The sequence below is a fragment of the Pantoea sp. XY16 genome, from assembly GCF_025153065.1.
GTDB lineage: Bacteria > Pseudomonadota > Gammaproteobacteria > Enterobacterales > Enterobacteriaceae > Pantoea > Pantoea alfalfae.
Map to the genome: position 1 here is coordinate 46,044 of NZ_JANZNP010000013.1, position 19,086 is coordinate 65,129.

15 protein-coding genes are annotated in these 19,086 nt (G+C 56.3%); 11 read left to right on the forward strand and 4 right to left on the reverse strand.

The window, feature by feature from the left end; translation table 11 throughout:
• The first annotated feature begins 693 nt into the window (after positions 1-693).
• The 6 genes from N1689_RS17700 to N1689_RS17725 all read left to right on the forward strand — a co-directional run bounded on the left by N1689_RS17700 (position 694) and on the right by N1689_RS17725 (position 7,923).
• Positions 694-2,292 (forward strand): gamma-glutamyltransferase family protein, encoded by a 1,599-nt coding sequence (locus N1689_RS17700; protein ID WP_260059604.1) that lies wholly within the window; start codon positions 694-696, stop codon positions 2,290-2,292.
• Between the two features lie 225 nt (positions 2,293-2,517).
• A complete protein-coding gene (locus N1689_RS17705) occupies positions 2,518-3,234 on the forward strand; it encodes a DUF3053 domain-containing protein (RefSeq protein WP_161734180.1) in 717 nt (238 codons plus the stop codon).
• 433 nt (positions 3,235-3,667) lie between these two features.
• Positions 3,668-5,602, forward strand: a complete 1,935-nt coding sequence (locus N1689_RS17710; RefSeq protein WP_033734707.1) for a PTS mannitol transporter subunit IICBA — start codon at positions 3,668-3,670, stop codon at positions 5,600-5,602.
• Positions 5,603-5,698: 96 nt separating this feature from the next.
• Positions 5,699-6,847 carry a mannitol-1-phosphate 5-dehydrogenase gene (mtlD, locus tag N1689_RS17715; RefSeq protein ID WP_253420635.1) on the forward strand — a complete coding sequence of 383 codons (1,149 nt, stop codon included), beginning with the start codon at positions 5,699-5,701 and terminating at the stop codon, positions 6,845-6,847.
• 16 nt (positions 6,848-6,863) lie between these two features.
• A complete protein-coding gene (mtlR, locus tag N1689_RS17720; RefSeq protein WP_202604956.1) occupies positions 6,864-7,457 on the forward strand; it encodes a mannitol operon repressor MtlR in 594 nt (197 codons plus the stop codon).
• Between the two features lie 103 nt (positions 7,458-7,560).
• Positions 7,561-7,923: a YibL family ribosome-associated protein gene (locus tag N1689_RS17725; protein ID WP_013359626.1), complete on the forward strand. Its 363-nt coding sequence runs from the start codon at positions 7,561-7,563 to the stop codon at positions 7,921-7,923.
• Positions 7,924-7,931: 8 nt separating this feature from the next.
• Here N1689_RS17725 and N1689_RS17730 read toward each other — a convergent pair whose 3' ends face one another.
• The 3 genes from N1689_RS17730 to N1689_RS17740 form a co-directional block, all read right to left on the reverse strand.
• The gene (locus N1689_RS17730; protein ID WP_260059605.1) at positions 7,932-8,900 is read right to left on the reverse strand and encodes a VirK/YbjX family protein; all 969 of its coding nucleotides are present in this window, start codon (positions 8,898-8,900) and stop codon (positions 7,932-7,934) included.
• Positions 8,901-9,101: 201 nt separating this feature from the next.
• Positions 9,102-9,719 carry a superoxide dismutase [Mn] gene (gene sodA / locus N1689_RS17735; protein WP_135910493.1) on the reverse strand — a complete coding sequence of 206 codons (618 nt, stop codon included), beginning with the start codon at positions 9,717-9,719 and terminating at the stop codon, positions 9,102-9,104.
• A 282-nt stretch (positions 9,720-10,001) separates the two neighbouring features.
• Positions 10,002-11,342: an aspartate aminotransferase family protein gene (locus N1689_RS17740; RefSeq protein WP_161734173.1), complete on the reverse strand. Its 1,341-nt coding sequence runs from the start codon at positions 11,340-11,342 to the stop codon at positions 10,002-10,004.
• A gap of 206 nt (positions 11,343-11,548) precedes the next feature.
• Here N1689_RS17740 and N1689_RS17745 point away from each other — a divergent pair, with 206 nt between their 5' ends.
• On the forward strand, positions 11,549-12,325 hold the full coding sequence (locus N1689_RS17745) for a DeoR/GlpR family DNA-binding transcription regulator (RefSeq protein ID WP_222924776.1): 777 nt from the start codon (positions 11,549-11,551) through the stop codon (positions 12,323-12,325).
• On the opposite strand, the gene fdhD is transcribed toward N1689_RS17745, so the two are convergent.
• Positions 12,322-13,146: a formate dehydrogenase accessory sulfurtransferase FdhD gene (gene fdhD, locus N1689_RS17750; RefSeq protein ID WP_161734169.1), complete on the reverse strand. Its 825-nt coding sequence runs from the start codon at positions 13,144-13,146 to the stop codon at positions 12,322-12,324. The genes N1689_RS17745 and fdhD overlap by 4 nt on opposite strands.
• 395 nt (positions 13,147-13,541) lie before the next feature.
• On the opposite strand from fdhD, the gene fdnG reads away from it, so the two are divergent.
• Genes fdnG through fdhE form a run of 4 tightly spaced genes read left to right on the forward strand, consistent with a single transcriptional unit; the run spans position 13,542 to position 19,068 of the window.
• Positions 13,542-16,592: a formate dehydrogenase-N subunit alpha gene (gene fdnG, locus N1689_RS17755; protein WP_161734167.1), complete on the forward strand. Its 3,051-nt coding sequence runs from the start codon at positions 13,542-13,544 to the stop codon at positions 16,590-16,592.
• A gap of 12 nt (positions 16,593-16,604) precedes the next feature.
• Positions 16,605-17,504 (forward strand): formate dehydrogenase subunit beta, encoded by a 900-nt coding sequence (gene fdxH / locus N1689_RS17760; RefSeq protein ID WP_161734165.1) that lies wholly within the window; start codon positions 16,605-16,607, stop codon positions 17,502-17,504.
• A complete protein-coding gene (gene fdoI, locus N1689_RS17765) occupies positions 17,504-18,145 on the forward strand; it encodes a formate dehydrogenase cytochrome b556 subunit (protein ID WP_150013375.1) in 642 nt (213 codons plus the stop codon). Before fdxH ends, fdoI begins: the two co-directional genes overlap by 1 nt.
• A complete protein-coding gene (fdhE, locus tag N1689_RS17770) occupies positions 18,145-19,068 on the forward strand; it encodes a formate dehydrogenase accessory protein FdhE (RefSeq protein WP_222924778.1) in 924 nt (307 codons plus the stop codon). Before fdoI ends, fdhE begins: the two co-directional genes overlap by 1 nt.
• Positions 19,069-19,086 lie beyond the last annotated feature (18 nt).

Genomic DNA, 19,086 nt, shown 5'->3' on the forward strand with positions numbered 1-19,086 from the left:
AGGTACGAGCCTGAAGTCAGGACTCTGAAACCGGGCCTGTTTCAGGCTGGATCCCGCAAGGGTTTATTTTTGTTATGAGAGAAACCATTACGGGACACAGCCTGCGGTGCACTGCTTTAAAGATGTCAGATCAATGCAACAAATGCCGGGAGACTAAGTATGGATAGAGACCTGACTATTTGCCGCGCAATTTATAATTATTTTTTTCACTATGGTTTGCCGGAAAAGTTCCAGCACCTCTAACCCGCTGAGGCAGTTGAATTTTGTGCCTTCGGTGTGGGCAAAAAAAATCAAATGGTGTTTGCTATTTATGTGGATGCCATCAAGCTTTTTGCTGGCATATTCTCATTTCTGTGAGGCAATACACCTCTTCAGGTAGTGAGTGCAAAATATACGCCAATGGTTTACTTCCTGAACACATATATTCACTGTTCTTATTAAATTAAGAATAGTCCTGGTTGAGGCCTGAATCCTGGCGCGCGGCGGCTCACAGTGCGGTGCAGGGAAATCTTTTATTCTGAACGTCCCGGTATCGTCAGATAAATCAGCAGTCACCCTAACGAAACGGCTGACGCCTCATAACGGTGCAGCTGGCGGCTAAAAGCGAGCCCTTTGCGCGCTAAACGTGCAGCTGTTAATTAAACGCGTACTGACGACGGAAAAATTCACTCGTGAACTCTTTAAGGAAAAGCGATGCGTGAAACAGATTTTAACGTCGGATACCCTTCTCATCGTGTACCGATGATGGGTCGTAATGCCGTTGCAACCTCGCAACCGCTGGCGGCACAGGCGGGTTTACGTATGCTGCAACAGGGTGGTAACGCTGTGGATGCGGCTATCGCCACTGCCATCGCCTTAACCGTGCTGGAGCCAACCGGAAACGGCATCGGCAGCGATGCGTTTGCCATTGTCTGGGACGGCAGCGCGCTGCATGGCTTAAACGCCTCAGGCCGATCGCCAGCCGCGTGGCATCCCGAACGCTTTGCCAGTTTTAGTGCGATGCCTGAAACCGGCTGGGAATCCGTCACTGTGCCAGGGGCCGTCTCGGCGTGGGTGACGCTGGCGCAGCGCTTCGGCACCTTACCGCTGACCACCCTGGCGCAACCGGCAATTGACTATGCGCGCGACGGCTTTCCGGTTTCACCGCTGATTGGTCAGCTGTGGCAGCGCGGCTATGACAAGCTGCGGGATCAACCTGGCTTCAGCGACTGCTTTGCGCCGCAGGGTCGTCCGCCTCGTGCTGGCGAGCTATTCCGCAACCCGGCGCAGGCCCGCACCCTGCAGGAAATCGCTGAGACCAGGGGCGAAAGCTTTTACCGCGGCGCACTGGCGCAAAAGATGACAGCCTTCGCCCGTGAACATAACGCGGCGCTGACGCTGGAGGATTTGAAAAACCATCGCGCCGACTGGGTGACCCTGCTCTCGCATCCGTTTGCCGGGGGATCGGTGCAGGAGCTGCCGCCGAATGGTCAGGGGATTGCGACCTTAATTGCGCTCGGCATTCTGGAAGCGTGGGAGATCAATCGTTATGCACCTGATTCACCGCAGTGGCTGCATCTTTCTATTGAGGCGATGAAACTGGCACTGGTTGATCTGGACCGTTATGTCACCGACGAGGATCACCTCGAATTTCCGGCTGAGTTACTGCTGAGCAAAGAGTACATCCGCCAGCGGGCAGCATTAATCGACCCTGATAAAGCAGGAGATTTCCGCTTTGGATCACCGCAGCAAAGCGGCACGGTGTATGTCGCGGCAGCGGATGCCAGCGGCATGATGGTCTCTTTCATCCAGTCCAATTACATGGGCTTTGGATCCGGCGTGGTCGTACCCGATACCGGCATCAGCCTGCAGAATCGTGGCGCGGGCTTTTCACTCGACCCGGAGCATCCCAACGTTGTGGCGGGCGGTAAGCGGCCGTTTCATACCATCATTCCAGCCTTTGCGCGGGATCAGCAGGGCCAGCCGATGATGGCGTTTGGCGTGATGGGCGGCCCGATGCAGGCGCAGGGACACGTTCAGCTGGCGCTGCGGATTATGCTGCATCGGCAGAATCCACAGGCCGCAATTGATGCGCCGCGCTGGCGCGTGGTACAGGGACGCGAGGTAGTGTTCGAATCCACTCTCGATCGCAATACCCTGAGCACCCTGCGCCGTATGGGGCACAATGTGGTGCTGGAAGATCCCCTGAGCAATTACAATTTTGGTGGCGCGCAGGCAATCGTACGCGATCCGCAGGGCTTCTATATCGCCGCCAGCGAGAGTCGCAAAGATGGTCAGGCGGTGGTGTTTTAAGGCCACGCCAGGCCGCTACATGCCTCTTTAATCGTCACGCCTAAGCCAGCGATGGCAGGGATCATAGTGCGTTCTGACGTGCAGATAATCCCGTTCTTTAACCGGTGTTTCAGAAAGCATCTGTTTCACAGGTTGTTTCACATTGTGCCGTGACGCGGGTTTGTTCTATTCTTTAGGCCATTCTTACCTGGACATCCGACAGTATCACCGACAGGAGTTGAACCCATGGTTTCAGGACTTACACGCCTTATGGCACGCGGCGGCATGATGCTCGCTGGCGCGCTGATTGTGCTGCAACTCACCGCGTGCGGTGATAAAGAAGGCGAGCAGCGCAAAGCATTTATCGATTTCCTCCAGAACACCGTCATGCGCAGCGGCGAACATCTGCCCAGCCTCAGCGAGAACCAGAAGCAGAGCTTTGGCAACTTCGCCAGCGATTACGCCATCATGTATGGCTTCTCGCAGCAGGCGAACAAGGCCGTTGAGCAGGGTATGCGTCCGGTGGTGGATGAACTTTCGGCCATTCGCGTTCCGCAGGATTATCTGAGCCGTCGTGATTCCCTGCGTCAGGCGAACAGCGCACTGGTGATCGTTACCCAGCAGATTGAAAGTGCAAAAATGCAGGCGGACAGCAGCAAAGCGGCCCTGAAGCAGCCGGATGACCTGAAAAAAGTCTATGACACCGCCTACAACAAAGTGGTGACGGTGCCCGCCAATCAGCTGATTCCGCTGCTGCCAAAACTCCAGGCGCTGAGCCAGGGTGCCGTACAGACTGGCGATTTCCTGCAAACGCAGGGAAACCGTGTCAGCTTCAATGATGGCGGCGTGCAGTTCCCGACGCAGGATCAGGCTTCACAATATAACGCGCTGATGAGCACCTTATCAGCCAATGCACAGGCGCTTCCTCAGGCCCAGGCCGCCGTCCAGGGTGGTCTGCAGTAAAACCCTCTAACGGGCAGGCGTCATTCGTCTGCCCGTCTCATTCCCCTTTTCATCACCCTTACTGTTAACTGGATAATGAAGTGTGATCTGGCGCATTTTCGACCAAAAATAGTTTGTGATCTAAGTCACATTTATATAACAAACACCCTGCAGCTAAGTGTGATTCATCTCACAGATAACCTGCCCGCCCGACCAAAATCCAGGCAAAACAGGCCTTAACTCCGATAAAATTGTGATCACAGTCACGCAAATCACCCCTGTCACCACCCTTAATCCGTGATACAGATCACACTTGCTCCATGCGCTACGCAGCGTCAAATTCGCGTGATAGAGTCCGCGTGCATACAGTAATACCACCGGCTGTGAGTCGGGGTGGCTAAACAAAAACAAGCGCGCTCTCCTATTGCAGCGCGTCTCAATAAGGGGTGGGTTTATGTCCTCATCAGTGAAGGTCAAAGTACAGAGCTTTGGTCGCTTTCTGAGTAATATGGTGATGCCGAACATCGGGGCGTTTATCGCCTGGGGTATCATCACTGCACTGTTTATTCCAACTGGCTGGATCCCTAACGAAACGCTGGCCAAACTGGTTGGCCCGATGATCACCTACCTGCTGCCTCTGCTGATCGGTTTTACCGGTGGGCGTCTGGTAGGCGGCGATCGCGGTGGCGTGGTCGGCGCGATTACGACCATGGGTGTGATTGTCGGTGCGGATATGCCGATGTTCCTCGGTGCGATGATTGCCGGTCCGCTGGGCGGCTGGGCTATTAAGTCGTTTGACCGGGCGATTGACGGCAAAATCAAAAGCGGCTTCGAGATGCTGGTTAACAACTTCTCGGCCGGTATTATCGGGATGATTCTGGCACTGCTGGCGTTCCTGGCGATTGGTCCGCTGGTTGAAGGCCTGTCACACATTCTCGCCGCGGGCGTGAATCTGATGGTGCAGAACAACCTGCTGCCACTGACGTCCATCTTCGTGGAACCGGCAAAAATCCTGTTCCTGAACAACGCCATTAACCACGGTATCTTCTCACCGCTGGGCATCCAGCAGGCGAGCGAAGCGGGCAAGTCGATCTTCTTCCTGATCGAAGCCAACCCGGGTCCGGGTATGGGCGTGCTGATGGCCTACATGTTCTTTGGCCGTGGCAGTGCTAAACAGTCTGCGGGCGGTGCAGCAATTATCCACTTCCTCGGCGGCATCCATGAAATCTACTTCCCGTATGTGCTGATGGCCCCTCGCCTGCTGCTGGCGGTTATCCTGGGCGGTATGACCGGCGTCTTCACGCTGACCGTGCTGAACGGTGGCCTGGTCTCTCCTGCCTCACCGGGTTCTATCCTGGCCGTGCTGGCAATGACACCAAAAGGTGCTTACTTCGCGAACATCGCGGCTATTGCTGCAGCCTTCGCCGTTTCCTTCGTGGTGTCCGCTATCCTGCTGAAAACCAGCAAAGTCAAAGAAGATGACGATATTGAAGCCGCGACCCAGCGCATGCATGAGATGAAAGCGCAGTCTAAAGGCCAGAGCACAGCGGGCGGCGCCGTCGCCAGCGATGCCATGAGCGTCGAGCTGCATCACGTGCGCAAAATCATCGTTGCCTGTGACGCCGGTATGGGTTCCAGCGCCATGGGTGCGGGCGTGCTGCGCAAGAAAGTGCAGGATGCCGGTCTGAGCAATGTGTCGGTAACCAACACCGCGATCAACGCCCTGCCGGGTGATGTGGATCTCGTGATTACGCATCGTGACCTGACTGAACGCGCGATTCGCCAGGCGCCACATGCGCAGCATATCTCGCTGAATAACTTCCTCGACAGCGCGCTCTACAGCACCCTGACCGAACGTCTGGTGGCGGCTAACCGCAGCGATGTGCATCGTGAAACGGTGAACACTGCACTCTCAGACAGCTACGATGAGGGCAATGCGCACCTGTTTAAACTGGGCGCAGATAATGTCTTCCTCGGTCTGACCGCCAGCAACAAAGAGCAGGCGATTCGCTTTGCCGGCGAACAGCTGGTGAAGGGCGGTTACGTTGAACCTGAATATATTGATGCGATGCTGGCGCGTGAAAAACTGACGCCGACCTATCTGGGTGAGTCAATCGCAGTGCCACACGGCACGGTTGAAGCGAAAGATCGCGTGCTGAAAACCGGCGTGGTGTTCTGTCAGTATCCGGCAGGTGTCCTGTTCGGCGAAGAGCCGGACGATGTGGCGCGACTGGTGATTGGTATTGCCGCTCGTAACAACGAGCACATCCAGGTGATTACCAGCCTGACCAACGCGCTGGATGATGACAGCGTGATTGAGAAGCTGGCTAACACCACCAGCGTGCAGGAAGTGCTGGATCTGCTGTCAGGCAAGCCTGTAATCGCGTAATTTATAGCAATTATTTTCCCTGGGGCGGTCATGCCCGTCCCGATTTCCTGGGGCGGGTTTGCCCGCCCCATCGTCATTTGATATGGGTCAAAAATTATGAAAGCGTTACATTTCGGAGCAGGAAACATTGGTCGCGGCTTTATCGGCAAATTACTGGCTGATGCAGGTATCGAACTGGTTTTTGCTGATGTGAATCAGACGGTGCTGGATGCACTGAACGCGCGTCATGAGTATCCCGTTCATGTAGTTGGCGAGCAGGCCAAAGTGGAAACCGTTAAAGGCGTCAGTGCGGTAAACAGCACCAGCGATGAGATCATCACCCTGGTTTCAGAGGTCGATCTGGTCACCACCGCGGTGGGTCCGCAGATTCTGGAGCGTATTGCCGGCAGTGTGGCTAAAGGGCTGGCAAAACGCAGCGACAACGGCAACACCCATCCGTTAAATATTATCGCCTGTGAAAATATGGTACGCGGCACCAGCCAGCTGAAACAGCACGTACTGAAAGCATTGCCAGAGCAGTATCACGCCTGGCTGGAGCAGCATGTCGGCTTTGTGGATTCCGCTGTCGATCGCATCGTGCCCCCGTCTGAAGCAGGCAGCACCGATCCGCTGGAAGTGACCGTTGAGACCTTCAGCGAATGGATCGTCGATAAAACTCAGTTTAAAGGCGACCTGCCGACCATTCCGGGCATGGAGCTGACTGATAATCTGATGGCCTTTGTTGAGCGTAAACTCTTTACCCTGAACACCGGTCACGCCATTACCGCCTACCTCGGCCAGCTGGCCGGTCATCAGACCATTCGTGACGCCATCCTCGACGAAAAAATCCGGGCTGTGGTGAAAGGCGCAATGGAAGAGAGCGGCGCGGTGCTGATTAAGCGTTACGGTTTCGATGCGGAGAAACATGCGGCCTACATCCGGAAGATTCTGGGTCGATTTGAAAATCCGTATCTGAAAGATGATGTGGAGCGCGTGGGCCGTCAGCCGCTGCGTAAACTCAGCGCAGGCGATCGCCTGATCAAGCCGACGCTGGGCACGCTGGAATATGGTTTACCGCACACCAGCCTGGTGCAGGGCATTGCCGCCGCGATGCACTATCGCAGCGATCAGGACCCACAGGCGCAGGAACTGGCCACACTGCTGGCCGAAAAAGGCCCACAGACGACGCTGGCTGAGATTTCAGGGCTGGATGCCGATAGCGAAGTGGTGGCTTCTGTGGTGAGCGCCTGGCACGCTATGGCATAATGCGCGCGTGTTAGTGATGCAAGCCGGGCGCAGTTCGCCTGCTCCCGACGGCGGTATTAAACCCATGCAGGCAATAATGGAAGAGAAGCAGGCTTTTGAGAACCGGGTGCTTGAGCGCCTGAACGCCGGTCGTTCGGTGAGAAGCTTTCTGATCGCCGCCGTTGAGCTATTGGCTGAAGCCGTCAATCTGCTGGTGCTGCAGGTATTTCGTAAAGATGACTATGCAGTGAAATATGCGGTAGAACCGCTGCTGCTGGGCGATGGTCCTTTGGGCGAACTCTCGGTTCGCCTGAAGCTGATTTACGGACTTGGCGTGATCAGCCGACACGAATATGAAGATGGTGAACTGCTGCTGGCACTACGCGAAGAGCTGAATCACGACAGCGGCGATTATCGTTTCACCGACGATGAGATCCTCGGCCCGTTTGGTGAACTGCACTGTGTGACCGCCTGGCCACCTGCGCCGGTGTTTCACACCGACGATGCTGAGCTGCGCAGCATGCAGCAGCAGCGCTATCTGCAGATGGTGCGTTCCACCATGGTCCTGTCGCTCACCGAGCTGATCGCCCGCATCAGTATGAAGCAGGCGTTTAAAAAGTCCGGTAGCTAATCCTGTCAGGCGTCATCACGACGCCTTTTTCGTCTTAACCTGGCCGGGAATATACGTCAGATTTGGTGTATCCTTGGCCTGTTTTCCTCAACGAGTTGTTGTCATGAAAGAGCAAGAAAAGAACGAAATCAAACTTCTCAGCGATAAGCTGGACGCACTGAACCGCAAAGAGCCGCAGTTACTGGAATCAGGTGATGTCGAGAAACTGGGCGCGTTGCTGAAAGAGAAAGAAGCGCTGGTCATTGAGATTGAGCGTCTGCGCGGTCAGCGGGTTGAAAAACTGAGTGCCGAAGCGCAGAAGCTGCAGAAAATGGGCTTCAGCCGCGAAATTACCAAAAAAGAGCAGGCAAATCTGGGTGCGCTGAAGAAAAGCGTGCGCGGCCTGGTGGTGGTGCATCCAATGACCGCGCTGGGACGTGAGATGGGTCTGAAAGCGATGACGGGCTTCGCTAAAACCGCATTCTGACGGGTCGATCAGGCAGCTGCCTGATCGACATCGGCTTTGTGTTCGCCGGCGGCGGCATAAACCTGCTCCGCCAGCGCATCCAGCAGTTCATAACGGCGGCGATACTCTGCCCGCTTCTTACTGGCAATTTCCTCCAGCGTTTTACGCGGCAGACTCAGCGGCAGCGTAAACATCCCATCCCTGCGCGCTTCACCACTCAGCGACAGCCAGAATTCACTGTAGCTGGCAAAGAACTTATCCCCTTTGCTGTGGCGATAACGCAGGCTGCGGAATACATGCGTCTCATCGCCTACCGCCTGAATACTTTCCACGCCGCACTGTTTCGCCACAATAAATACCGCTTCCATTAACAGGCGTTTCGGGAAGAGACCGTGAGCCGCTTTGGTCGCCTCGCGGATCATCTCATTATTAATATGTTTTCGCGGCCCCTGTAATCCGCCAATTAATAAGGTGCGTTGGTTATTCTCGTTGAGAATCGAAAAAGAAAGTGAAGCAATAATCTCGTCGTTATAACGTAATACCAGCGTCACTTCCCCTTCACGATCAAAATAACCGGAACTGCAGGAGAGTAAAAAGGCCTCACCATTTTTTCCAGTCAGCGCGGCCAGCGGATTATCTGAAGCGCTCTGCAGCAGCTGACGCAGCATAGGATTTTCGAGATTGTTCATGAGCGTGTAGTGGTCGAGAATCGCCTGCGCACGCGCAGCAATGCTCATACCTGAACGCAGATAGGGCCGGTGCAGCTTGGCTGGCAGCAATCCCTGGGTACTCATCAGCAAAGGAAGTTGCGGCAGATGCGACAGCGCATCCAGATAATGCAGCGTGGTCAGCGGCGATATCAAGGTTCTTAACACAAATTTCAGACGGAAACGTTTACTGTTCCAGAGTTTATCCGGAATGTATTTGCCACTGATTAACTGGAAAAAAAGTGAAGCAGAGGATTCGGTCGTATTTTCGTGAGTAGTTATAATTGACATAGTCAGCGACACACAGTGAGTTAAGCAGGAATGTCACCGAACATAACATAGCCAATATCAACGAAAAGTTAATGTGGAATAACATTAAAACCGATAACTGACGATTTTCATTTCCTTTTGGCAATGCACAAAATAAGGACAAAAAAAACCGGCGAAATAGATTTCACCGGTTTATCTTCATTACGTTTACGTTTGGTTAACTTATTTAGCAGACGCGAAGCGGGCTGCCGCTTCGTCCCAGTTAACCACGTTCCAGAACGCTTTGATGTAGTCAGGGCGCTTGTTCTGATATTTCAGATAGTAAGCGTGCTCCCATACATCCAGACCGATGATCGGGAAGCCAGAAACGCCGGCAACCGCTTCGCCCATCAGTGGGTTGTCCTGGTTTGCGGTTGAAACCACAGCCAGTTTGTCGCCTTTCTTAACCAGCCATGCCCAGCCAGAACCGAAACGGGTGGCGGCAGCTTTCTCGAACTCTTCCTGGAATTTTTCCACGCTACCAAAATCTTTCTCGATAGCCGCTTTCAGGTCGCCCTGCAGCGTGGTGCCGGTTTTCAGGCCTTTCCAGAACAGGCTGTGGTTAGCGTGGCCGCCTGCGTTGTTACGCAGTGGGCCTTTTTTGTCTGCTGGCAGCTGATCCAGTTTGGTGATCAGCTCTTCTACCGGCAGATTAGCAAATTCAGTACCTTCCAGCGCCGCGTTCGCGTTGTTCACGTAGGTCTGGTGGTGTTTAGTGTGATGGATCTCCATCGTCTGCTTGTCGAAATGCGGTTCCAGTGCGTCGTATGCGTAAGGCAGGGATGGCAGTGAATAACTCATGTTCTTCCTCTCCATTTAGTGTGAGCAGCACGACGAATTCGGGGCGTGCCGCGTAAGCAGTCGAATCATTATAGTTAAATTCATGTAGCGTAAAAGGGTAATCAATGCCCTATTAACCATAAGGATTTGAGAAATCCGGCAAAAGCAACCCGTTGTTTTTACAGCATGCTGCTGCTGGCTCTCCCTTTTTTGCCCCATCTGACAGGGCGCGCGGCAGGCCTGAGCCAGACTGCAAGCGGGCATGCATTCCACCCGGACGCCGCATCTGCCCTGCCCTGCGCGTTACTGACCCAGCTCGCGCAGGGAGTTGTCGAGTGCACCAGCCAGCCAGTCGATGTCGCTTTCCTGGAAAGCCAATGGCGGACGCAGTTTCAGTACATTCCCATACGGGCCAGCGACCGAGGTCAGCACACGATGTTCACGCAGCTTCTCGATCAGGTTCAGCGCCAGGGTTTTGTCCGGCGTTTTGCTGTGACGATCGGTGACCAGTTCGAAGCCGATAAACAGCCCGGCACCGCGCACATCGCCCACGCACTCATAGCGATCCATCAGGGTCCGCAACTCCGCCAGCAGCTTCGCGCCGACCACGCGGCTGTGTTCCTGTAATCCCTCTTCGGTGATCACGTTCAGAACAGCCTGCGCCGCCGCCATCGCAACCGGATTGCCACCAAAGGTATTGAAATAGGGAATCGAGTCACTGAAGGCGGCCAGCACCTCGCTTTTTGCCAGCAGCCCGGACACCGGAATGCCATTGCCCATCGGCTTGCCGGTAGTAATCACATCAGGCACCACATCATGGCGGCCAAAGCCCCAGAAGGCGTCGCCGGTACGGCCAAAGCCAGGCTGCACTTCATCGGCAATAAAGATGCCGCCATTGGCGTGCACCACCCCGACCGCTTTTTTCAGGAAGCCACGCGGATTGGGCAGAACTCCGTCGGAGGAGAAGATCGAGTCCGCCAGGAAACCGGCAAATTTAATGCCGTGCGCCGTCATATCATCAATCTGCTGCTGAATCTGATCAGCGAACCAGTCGCCCAGGTCCGGCGCATCCACACGATACGCATCCGGTGGCATCACCAGCCGCGTGGTAGGCGACAGCGGCTGTCCACTGCCCAGCGCCGGGGAAGCGCCGGAGGTCAGCTCGCTGGTACCGTGATAGGCCTCTTTACTGACGATAATTCCGGTACCGCCGCTGAAAGCACGCGCCACGCGGATAGCAAGGTCATTGGCTTCAGAGCCGGTGCACATATACATCGCGCGATCGATCGCCGCAGGCGTGGTCGCCAGCAGCGCTTCGCTGTAGTCGAGAATATTTTCATGCAGGTAACGGGTGTGGGTGTTCAGCATTTTCATCTGCTGCGTCACCGCTTCAATCACGGCCGGATGGCAATGGCCGATGCTCGCCACATTGTTGTAGACGTCGAGATATTTATCGCCCGCCGCATCCCACAGATATTGCCCTTCACCCCGCACCAGATGAACCGGTTTGCGATAGAACAGGCGATAGGATTCGCCAAGCACTTTGCTGCGTTTATCGGTCAGTTTGCGCGTCTCGCTGTCGAGCGCATCGGCATGTTCGGCGCGGAAACTGTTGGTATCCATAATGGTGGAACGCGTGGCCATAATGACTCCCGTGACAAGGATGAAGGAGGAAGAGCTGACCCCTGTATCATGCCTGCCTGAATCCAAAATGCAACCAAATACACAAACGCAATAAAATACACATGACGCAGGCCGATCCCCGCGCTAAGCTTGCTCCTGATTCAGACGGCATCTTTCGCGTCATTGGCGTATCATCCGTCCCCTTCGCGCTTTATAAGGAAACCTCTATGCTGCAGGAAACGCGCCTTCATCGCATCCGCGCCTTACTGACCCGGCTTAATCAGGTCAGTACCGAGCGCATTATCAGGGAGCTGGGGGTGTCTCGCGAAACCGCGCGCCGCGATATTATTGAGCTGGAAGCGCAGGGTCTGGCGCGCCGTGTTCACGGTGGCCTGGTGGCGATTGAAACGGCGGCTGAACCGCCGCTGACACAACGCCGCAGCACGCAGACCCGCGAGAAGCGCGCCATCGCCCGCGCCGCTGCGCAGTTGCTGCAGCCGGGACAGACACTGTTTCTGGATGCGGGCACCACCACCACCCTGCTGGCAGAGGAACTCCACGCCCTTTCCGGCCTGACGATCGTCACCAATAGCCTGCAGGCTGCGCTGGCGCTGAGCGCCGGAGAAGAAGATCAGCCGCTGAATAATCAGATTATTTTGCTGGGCGGGATGATGACAGCGGGTGCGCACCAGACGCGCGGCGAAATCACCGTGGGTGAGATCATCCGCTATCGCGCCGACGTCGCGCTGCTGTCACCGGTCGGCATTGAGGCGAATCGCGGTGCCAGCAGTTTTCATCCGCACGAAGCGGCTATTGCCAGAGCGATGGTGCAGCAATCTGCAGCCTGCTATCTGCTGGCCGATCACACCAAACTGGGCGTGGTCAGCCGCACGGTTTACGCGCCGCCGCAGACGATCACCATGCTGATTACCGATAGCGGCGGCGATAACGGTGCCGCCCTTGAGGCACTGCAGCAGACGTTGCCAGAGGTGATGGTCGTTTAACGCAGTCGCTGAGGATGGCTGTAGACCGTGGCGCGGCCAGGTTTACTGAACCCGACCAGCGTCAGATTGCAGCGCTCAGCCACCTCAACCGCCAGGCGGGTAGCGGCTGAAACCGCGAACAGGATCTCGACGCCGCACATGGCGGACTTCTGCACCATTTCATAGCTGGCGCGGCTGGAGACCAGCACCGCGCCCGGCCCCCACTCTGCCTGACTGCGATAGCCCAGCAGCTTATCCAGCGCCACATGGCGACCCACATCTTCACAGCCACCGGCCAGCTGACCGTCGGGCTGGATCCACGCGGCCGCATGGGTGCAGCCGGTTTTCTGTCCGACAGGCTGATAATCTTTCAGCTGACCCAGCGCCCGATCCAGCTGGTCCAGCGCGAAGGTCTGGGTAAATGGCAGCGGAGAGAGCGGCTTGCCAATCTGGTCCAGCTGTTCAACGCCACACACACCGCAGCCGGTCCGGCCCGCCAGCGCGCGACGCTGCGCTTTCAGCGCCATAAAGCGACGGCTGGACAGCTCGATCTGAACCTCAATGCCGTCACAGCCCGGCACGATGTCCATGCCGAAAATGTCGCCCGGCGCGTCGATAATGCCCTCTGACAGCGAAAAACCCAGCGCAAACGCCTCCAGATCTTTTGGCGTGGTCATCATCACCACGTGTGAGATGCCGTTATAGACCAGCGCCACCGGCACTTCGTCCGCCAGCCAGTCATCCTGTGCATCGGTCAGGTCTTTACGCTGCCACACCTGCGTCCTGCTGACGCCGGCCTGAATTGTTAAATCTTCGCCTGAGTCAGGCTGGATAGCTTTCAAAAAGTATGACCTGTTGTTAATAAATTATGTAATTCAGTGCCCGGGTCGGCAGAGCACTGACGCGCTCTGATTCTGCCTTTTAGCCCCTGACAGCGCAAATAAACAGCGGGGCAATTCATGCGGTTTTATCCCCCGAAAGGCGTAGCCACGCCTGCTGGCGGGCATAATGCGAATAGTTCTCTTTTACGCGTTAACATCGGTAAGCATAAAACAACAGTAATTATCTGCGCCGTCTGAAAATCTGCTTGCAGCGCAAATCCACCACCGAGGATTTTTAACAAAATTGAGAAAAAGAATTACTAATGACTAACGTGTTGACCCTGGTCAACTTACAGTCAACCAGGACTGCTATTTTGCAAGGCTTCGCAATGGAGCCAATAAAGAAGAACGATAACATGCAGATTAACAGACGGAGTTTTTTCAAAATCTGTGCTGGCGGGCTGGCAGGCACCAGCGCGGCATTACTCGGTTTTGCCCCCACCACAGCCTTAGCCAGTATCAGAGAGTTCAAACTCATTCGCGCCAGAGAGACACGTAATAACTGCACCTACTGTTCAGTCGGCTGCGGCATGCTGATTTACAGCCTGGGTGATGGCGCAAAAAATGCCCGTGCCTCGATTTACCATATCGAAGGCGACCCTGACCATCCGGTCAGTCGTGGATCGCTCTGTCCGAAAGGCGCAGGCGTGCTCGACTTTATTCACAGCGAACAGCGCCTGAAATACCCGGAGTACCGCGCACCGGGTTCCGATAAATGGCAGCGCATCAGCTGGGATGAAGCGTTTGACCGCATTGCCCGCCTGATGAAGCAGGATCGCGATGCTCATTTCCAGACGACCAACGCCGCTGGCGTGACGGTAAATCGCTGGCCGACCATGTCGATGCTCTGCTCCTCCGCCGCCAGTAATGAAACCGGCCTGCTCGATCAGAAGTTTGCCCGCGCGCTGGGTATTCTGGCGCTGGAAAACCAGGCGCGCCTGTGCCACGGCCCGACCGTGGCGGCTCTGGCCCCGAGCTTTGGTCGTGGTGCAATGACCAATAACTGGAACGACATCAAAAACGCCAATGTGGTGATGATCATGGGCGGCAACCCCGCCGAGGCGCATCCGGTTGGCTTTAAATGGGTGATTGAAGCCAAAACCCATAACAATGCGCAGGTCATCGTGGTCGATCCGCGCTTTAACCGCTCTGCGGCGGTCGCTGACTTCTATGCCCCCCTGCGTGCCGGCAGCGACGTGGTGTTCCTGATGGGGGTGATCAACTATCTGCTGCAGCACAATCAGATTCAGCAGGAGTATGTTCGCGCCTTCACCAATGCCGCCCTGATTGTCAGCGAAGGCTTCAGCTTTAGCGACGGATTATTCAGCGGCTACGATGCGGAAACCCGTCAGTACGATCGCCAGAGCTGGCACTATGAGCTGGATGAAAACGGCCATGCGCGACGCGATGAGAGCTTCAGCCATCCACGCTGTGTACTGAACCTGCTGAAAACCCACGCCAGCCGTTACACCCCGGAAATGGTGACGCGGATGTGCGGCACTTCGCAGGACGCCTTTATTACGGTGTGCAGGCAGCTCGCCTCCACCTGCGTGCCCAATCGCACCGCAACCATCCTCTATGCGCTGGGCTGGACCCACCACACCAACGGTTCGCAGATTATCCGCACGGCGGCGATGATCCAGTTGCTGTTGGGCAACATTGGTATGCCGGGTGGCGGTATTAACGCGCTGCGCGGTCACTCCAACGTTCAGGGCTACACCGATCTCGGCCTGCTGGCGCAGAGTCTGCCGGGCTATCTGCCACTGCCCTCCGAGAAGATGACCACGCTGGCGACTTACCTGCAACAGGCTACGCCGGTGGCGACGTTGCCGGACCAGGTCAACTACTGGCAGAACACCGACAAGTTTTTCGTCAGCCTGATGAAGAGTTTCTACGGCGATAATGCTACGGCGGAAAATCAGTGGGGCTACAACTGGTTGCCGAAGTGGGACAAGGCCTATGACTGCATGGCGCAGGCGGAGATGATGGAACAGGGCGCGCTGAACGGCTGTCTGATTCAGGGCTTCAACCTGCTGGCCGCCTTCCCGGACAAAAATAAAGCGGTCCGGGCACTGTCCCGCCTCAAATATATGGTGGTGATCGATCCGCTTCGCACGGAAACCGCCAGTTTCTGGCAGCATCACGACGCGTTCAACGACGTCGATCCGTCGGCCATCCAGACCGAAGTGTTCCGCCTGCCCTCCTCCTGCTTCGCGGAAGAGTCGGGTTCGGTGGCGAACTCGTCGCGCTGGCTGCAGTGGCACTGGGCAGCAGCCGAGCCGCCAGCGGAAGCGCTGCACGACGGCAAAATCCTCGGCAACCTGTTTATGCGTCTGCGCGCGCTCTACCGCCTGGAAGGTGGAGTAGCCCCTGAGCCGCTGATGGCGATGCGCTGGGACTACCGCGACCCATTCAATCCTGAGCCGGAAGAGGTGGCGCAGGAGAACAACGGTCAGGCACTGGCCGACATTTATGACGCCAGCGGCAAGCTGCTGCTGAAAAAAGGCCAGCAGCTAAACGGCTTCTCTGAGCTGCGTAACGACGGCACCACCGCCAGCGCCTGCTGGATCTACAGCGGCAGCTGGACGCCGGAGGGTAACCAGATGGCCCGACGCGACAACGCCGATCCGTCGGGACTGGGGGCGGTCTCAGGCTGGGCCTGGGCCTGGCCCGCTAACCGCCGCATTCTCTATAACCGCGCCTCCGCTGATGCGCAGGGGAAAGCCTGGGATCCGCAGCGCCGTCTGATTGAGTGGGATGGCGCACGCTGGCACGGCATCGACGTACCCGATTACCCGGTAACGCTGTCGCCGCAGAAGCAGGCCGGTCCGTTTATCATGCAGCCCGATGGTCTCGGCCACCTGTTTGCACTCGATAAAATGGCCGATGGCCCGTTCCCGGAACACTACGAACCGATGGAAAGCCCGCTCGCCGACAATCCCCTGCATCCGCAGCAGCGACACAGTCCGGTGGTTCGTCTGTTCAGCAGCGACGCCACGCAGCTGGGCGAGGCCGCCGACTATCCCTGCGTCGCCACCACCTACTCCATCACCGAGCTGTTCCGCCACTGGACCAAACATGCCCTGCTGAATGCGATTGCGCAGCCGGAGCAGTTTGTCGAGATCGGCACCGAGCTGGCTGAGGAGAAAGGCATTCAGGCCGGAGACACCGTTAAGGTCACATCACGTCGCGGCTATATCAAAGCTAAAGCGGTGGTGACGCGTCGTCTGCAGCGTCTGATGATTGACGGCAAGCCGGTTGATACCGTGGGCATTCCCTGCCACTGGGGCTTTGAAGGCACCACGCGTAAAGGCTTCCTCGCCAATACGCTGACGCCTTCGGTTGGCGATGCCAACTCGCAGACCCCGGAGTACAAGGGATTTTTAGTGAAAGTGGAAAAAGCGTAACGGCAGATGACTATGGCTTATCAATCACAAGATATTATCCGTCGCTCTGCGACCAATGGTTTTACCCCGCCGCCGCAGGCGCGCGATCACAAGATCGAAGTGGCGAAACTTATCGACGTCACCACCTGTATCGGCTGCAAAGGCTGTCAGGTCGCCTGTTCCGAGTGGAATGACATCCGCGATGAAGTCGGCCACAACATCGGGGTTTATGACAATCCTGTCGATCTGACCGCCAAATCGTGGACGGTGATGCGCTTTTCGGAAGTCGAAGAGAACGGCAGGCTGGCCTGGCTGATTCGTAAAGATGGCTGCATGCACTGCGCCGATCCCGGCTGCCTCAAAGCCTGTCCGTCGGCAGGCGCCATCATTCAGTATGCCAACGGCATCGTCGATTTTCAGTCGGAGCAGTGCATTGGCTGCGGCTACTGCATCGCAGGCTGTCCGTTCAACGTGCCACGACTCAATAAAGAAGATAACCGCGCCTATAAATGCACGCTGTGTGTGGATCGCGTCAGTGTCGGCCAGGAACCTGCCTGTGTGAAGACCTGTCCGACCGGTGCCATTCATTTCGGCAGTAAAAGCGACATGCTGACGCTGGCGGAGGAACGCGTGGCGGAGCTGAAGTCACGCGGGTTTGCGCAGGCGGGCCTCTACAACCCGGAAGGCGTGGGTGGCACCCACGTGATGTATGTGCTGCATCATGCTGATAAGCCTCAGCTCTATCACGGGCTGCCTGCTAATCCGGGCATCAGCCCGACTGTGACCTTCTGGAAGGGGATCTGGAAACCGCTGGCAGCGGTCGGTTTTGCCGCCACGTTTGCCGCCTCAATCTTCCACTATGTTGGCGTTGGCCCGAATCGCGTCACTGAAGAGCATGACGACAATGACGATCAGCCTGAGGAGCATCAATAATGAAAAAGCCCGATCATCTGGTGCGCTATCGCGCACCTGAACGCATCAATCACTGGATCGTCGCGATTTGCTTTGTCATGGCTGCGTTAAGCGGATTAGGGTTTTTCTTTCCGTCGTTTAACTGGCTGATGCAGATCTTTGGCACGCCACAACTGGCGCGTATTCTGCATCCTTTTGTTGGCGTGGTGATGTTTGCCGCTTTTATGCTGATGTTTTTACGTTACTGGAAACACAATCTGATCAATCGCGATGACCTCTACTGGGCCAGAAATATTCACCGGATTGCGCTGAACGAAGAGGTCGGCGATACCGGTAAATATAACTTTGGTCAGAAGTGTGTGTTCTGGGCTGCTATCATCAGCTTAGTATTGCTGCTTGCCAGTGGCATTGTGATCTGGCGACCCTACTTTGCTGATGCCTTTGCCATTCCGCTGATCCGTCTGGCGCTGGTTGTGCATTCGGTGTCAGCGGTTGCGCTGATCATCGTCATTATGGTGCATATTTATGCTGCATTGTGGGTCAAAGGCACACTGACCGCGATGGTGGAAGGCTGGGTCAGCTCGGAATGGGCCAGACAGCATCATCCTCGCTGGTATCGTGAGCAGCGTAATCCGCCAATAAAACAGGAAAAACGCCCCTGATGAGTATTCGCATAATCCCGCAGGACCAGCTGGAGAAAAGCGAAAAGACAACGGCGGAGATGATTCCGCCGTTACTTTTTCCACGGCTGAAAAATTTATACAGCCGTCGTGCCGCGCGACTGCGCGACCTGGCGGCGAAAAACCCACTTGGCGATTATCTGCGCTTTGCGGCGATGATCGCTGAAGCGCAGGAGATTGTGCTGTATGACCATCCGCTGCACATCGACCTGCATGCCCGACTGACGCAGGGTGCCAGCGAGGGCAAGCCGCCACTGAACATTCACACTCTGCCGCGCGATGCGCACTGGCAACGGCTGCTGCACTCGCTGATTGCCGAGCTGAAGCCGGAGATGAGTGGTCAGGCGCTGGCGGTGCTGGAGAATCTGGAAAAGGCGTCCGCCACCGAGCTGGAGACGCTGGCCAGCGCGCTGTTTACCGGCGACTATGCGCTGGTCAGCAGCGATAAAGCGCCCTTTATCTGGGCGGCGCTTTCGCTCTACTGGGCGCAGATGGCGGCCCTGATCCCAGGCAAAGCACGCGCTGAGATGGGCGATCAGCGTCAGTTCTGTCCGGTCTGTGCCAGTATGCCGGTCGCCAGCGTGGTGCATATGGGCAGTCATGAAGGCGCGCGCTATCTGCACTGCAATCTGTGCGAAAGTGAGTGGCATGTGGTACGCAGCAAATGTACTCAGTGCGAACAGTCCCGTGATCTGCACTACTGGTCGCTCGACAGCGAGCATGCGGCGGTAAAGGCGGAGAGTTGTGGCGACTGCGGCACCTACCTGAAGATGCTTTATCAGGAGAGAGATCCGGCGATTGAACCGGTGGCCGATGACCTGGCATCGCTGATACTGGATGCCAGAATGGAGCAGGAAGGCTTCGCGCGCAGTAGTCTCAATCCCTTTATGTTTCCTGGCGAATAGTCACTGAATCCGGAGAAC

Bases quoted from the DNA above. Each gene is read 5' to 3' on its own strand.
- N1689_RS17700 (WP_260059604.1), top strand. From the start codon at position 694: ATGCGTGAAACAGATTTTAACGTCGGATACCCTTCTCATCGTGTACCG.
- N1689_RS17705 (WP_161734180.1), top strand. From the start codon at position 2,518: ATGGTTTCAGGACTTACACGCCTTATGGCACGCGGCGGCATGATGCTC.
- N1689_RS17710 (WP_033734707.1), top strand. From the start codon at position 3,668: ATGTCCTCATCAGTGAAGGTCAAAGTACAGAGCTTTGGTCGCTTTCTG.
- mtlD (WP_253420635.1), top strand. From the start codon at position 5,699: ATGAAAGCGTTACATTTCGGAGCAGGAAACATTGGTCGCGGCTTTATC.
- mtlR (WP_202604956.1), top strand. From the start codon at position 6,864: ATGCAAGCCGGGCGCAGTTCGCCTGCTCCCGACGGCGGTATTAAACCC.
- N1689_RS17725 (WP_013359626.1), top strand. From the start codon at position 7,561: ATGAAAGAGCAAGAAAAGAACGAAATCAAACTTCTCAGCGATAAGCTG.
- N1689_RS17730 (WP_260059605.1), bottom strand. From the start codon at position 8,900: ATGTCAATTATAACTACTCACGAAAATACGACCGAATCCTCTGCTTCA.
- sodA (WP_135910493.1), bottom strand. From the start codon at position 9,719: ATGAGTTATTCACTGCCATCCCTGCCTTACGCATACGACGCACTGGAA.
- N1689_RS17740 (WP_161734173.1), bottom strand. From the start codon at position 11,342: ATGGCCACGCGTTCCACCATTATGGATACCAACAGTTTCCGCGCCGAA.
- N1689_RS17745 (WP_222924776.1), top strand. From the start codon at position 11,549: ATGCTGCAGGAAACGCGCCTTCATCGCATCCGCGCCTTACTGACCCGG.
- fdnG (WP_161734167.1), top strand. From the start codon at position 13,542: ATGCAGATTAACAGACGGAGTTTTTTCAAAATCTGTGCTGGCGGGCTG.
- fdxH (WP_161734165.1), top strand. From the start codon at position 16,605: ATGGCTTATCAATCACAAGATATTATCCGTCGCTCTGCGACCAATGGT.
- fdoI (WP_150013375.1), top strand. From the start codon at position 17,504: ATGAAAAAGCCCGATCATCTGGTGCGCTATCGCGCACCTGAACGCATC.
- fdhE (WP_222924778.1), top strand. From the start codon at position 18,145: ATGAGTATTCGCATAATCCCGCAGGACCAGCTGGAGAAAAGCGAAAAG.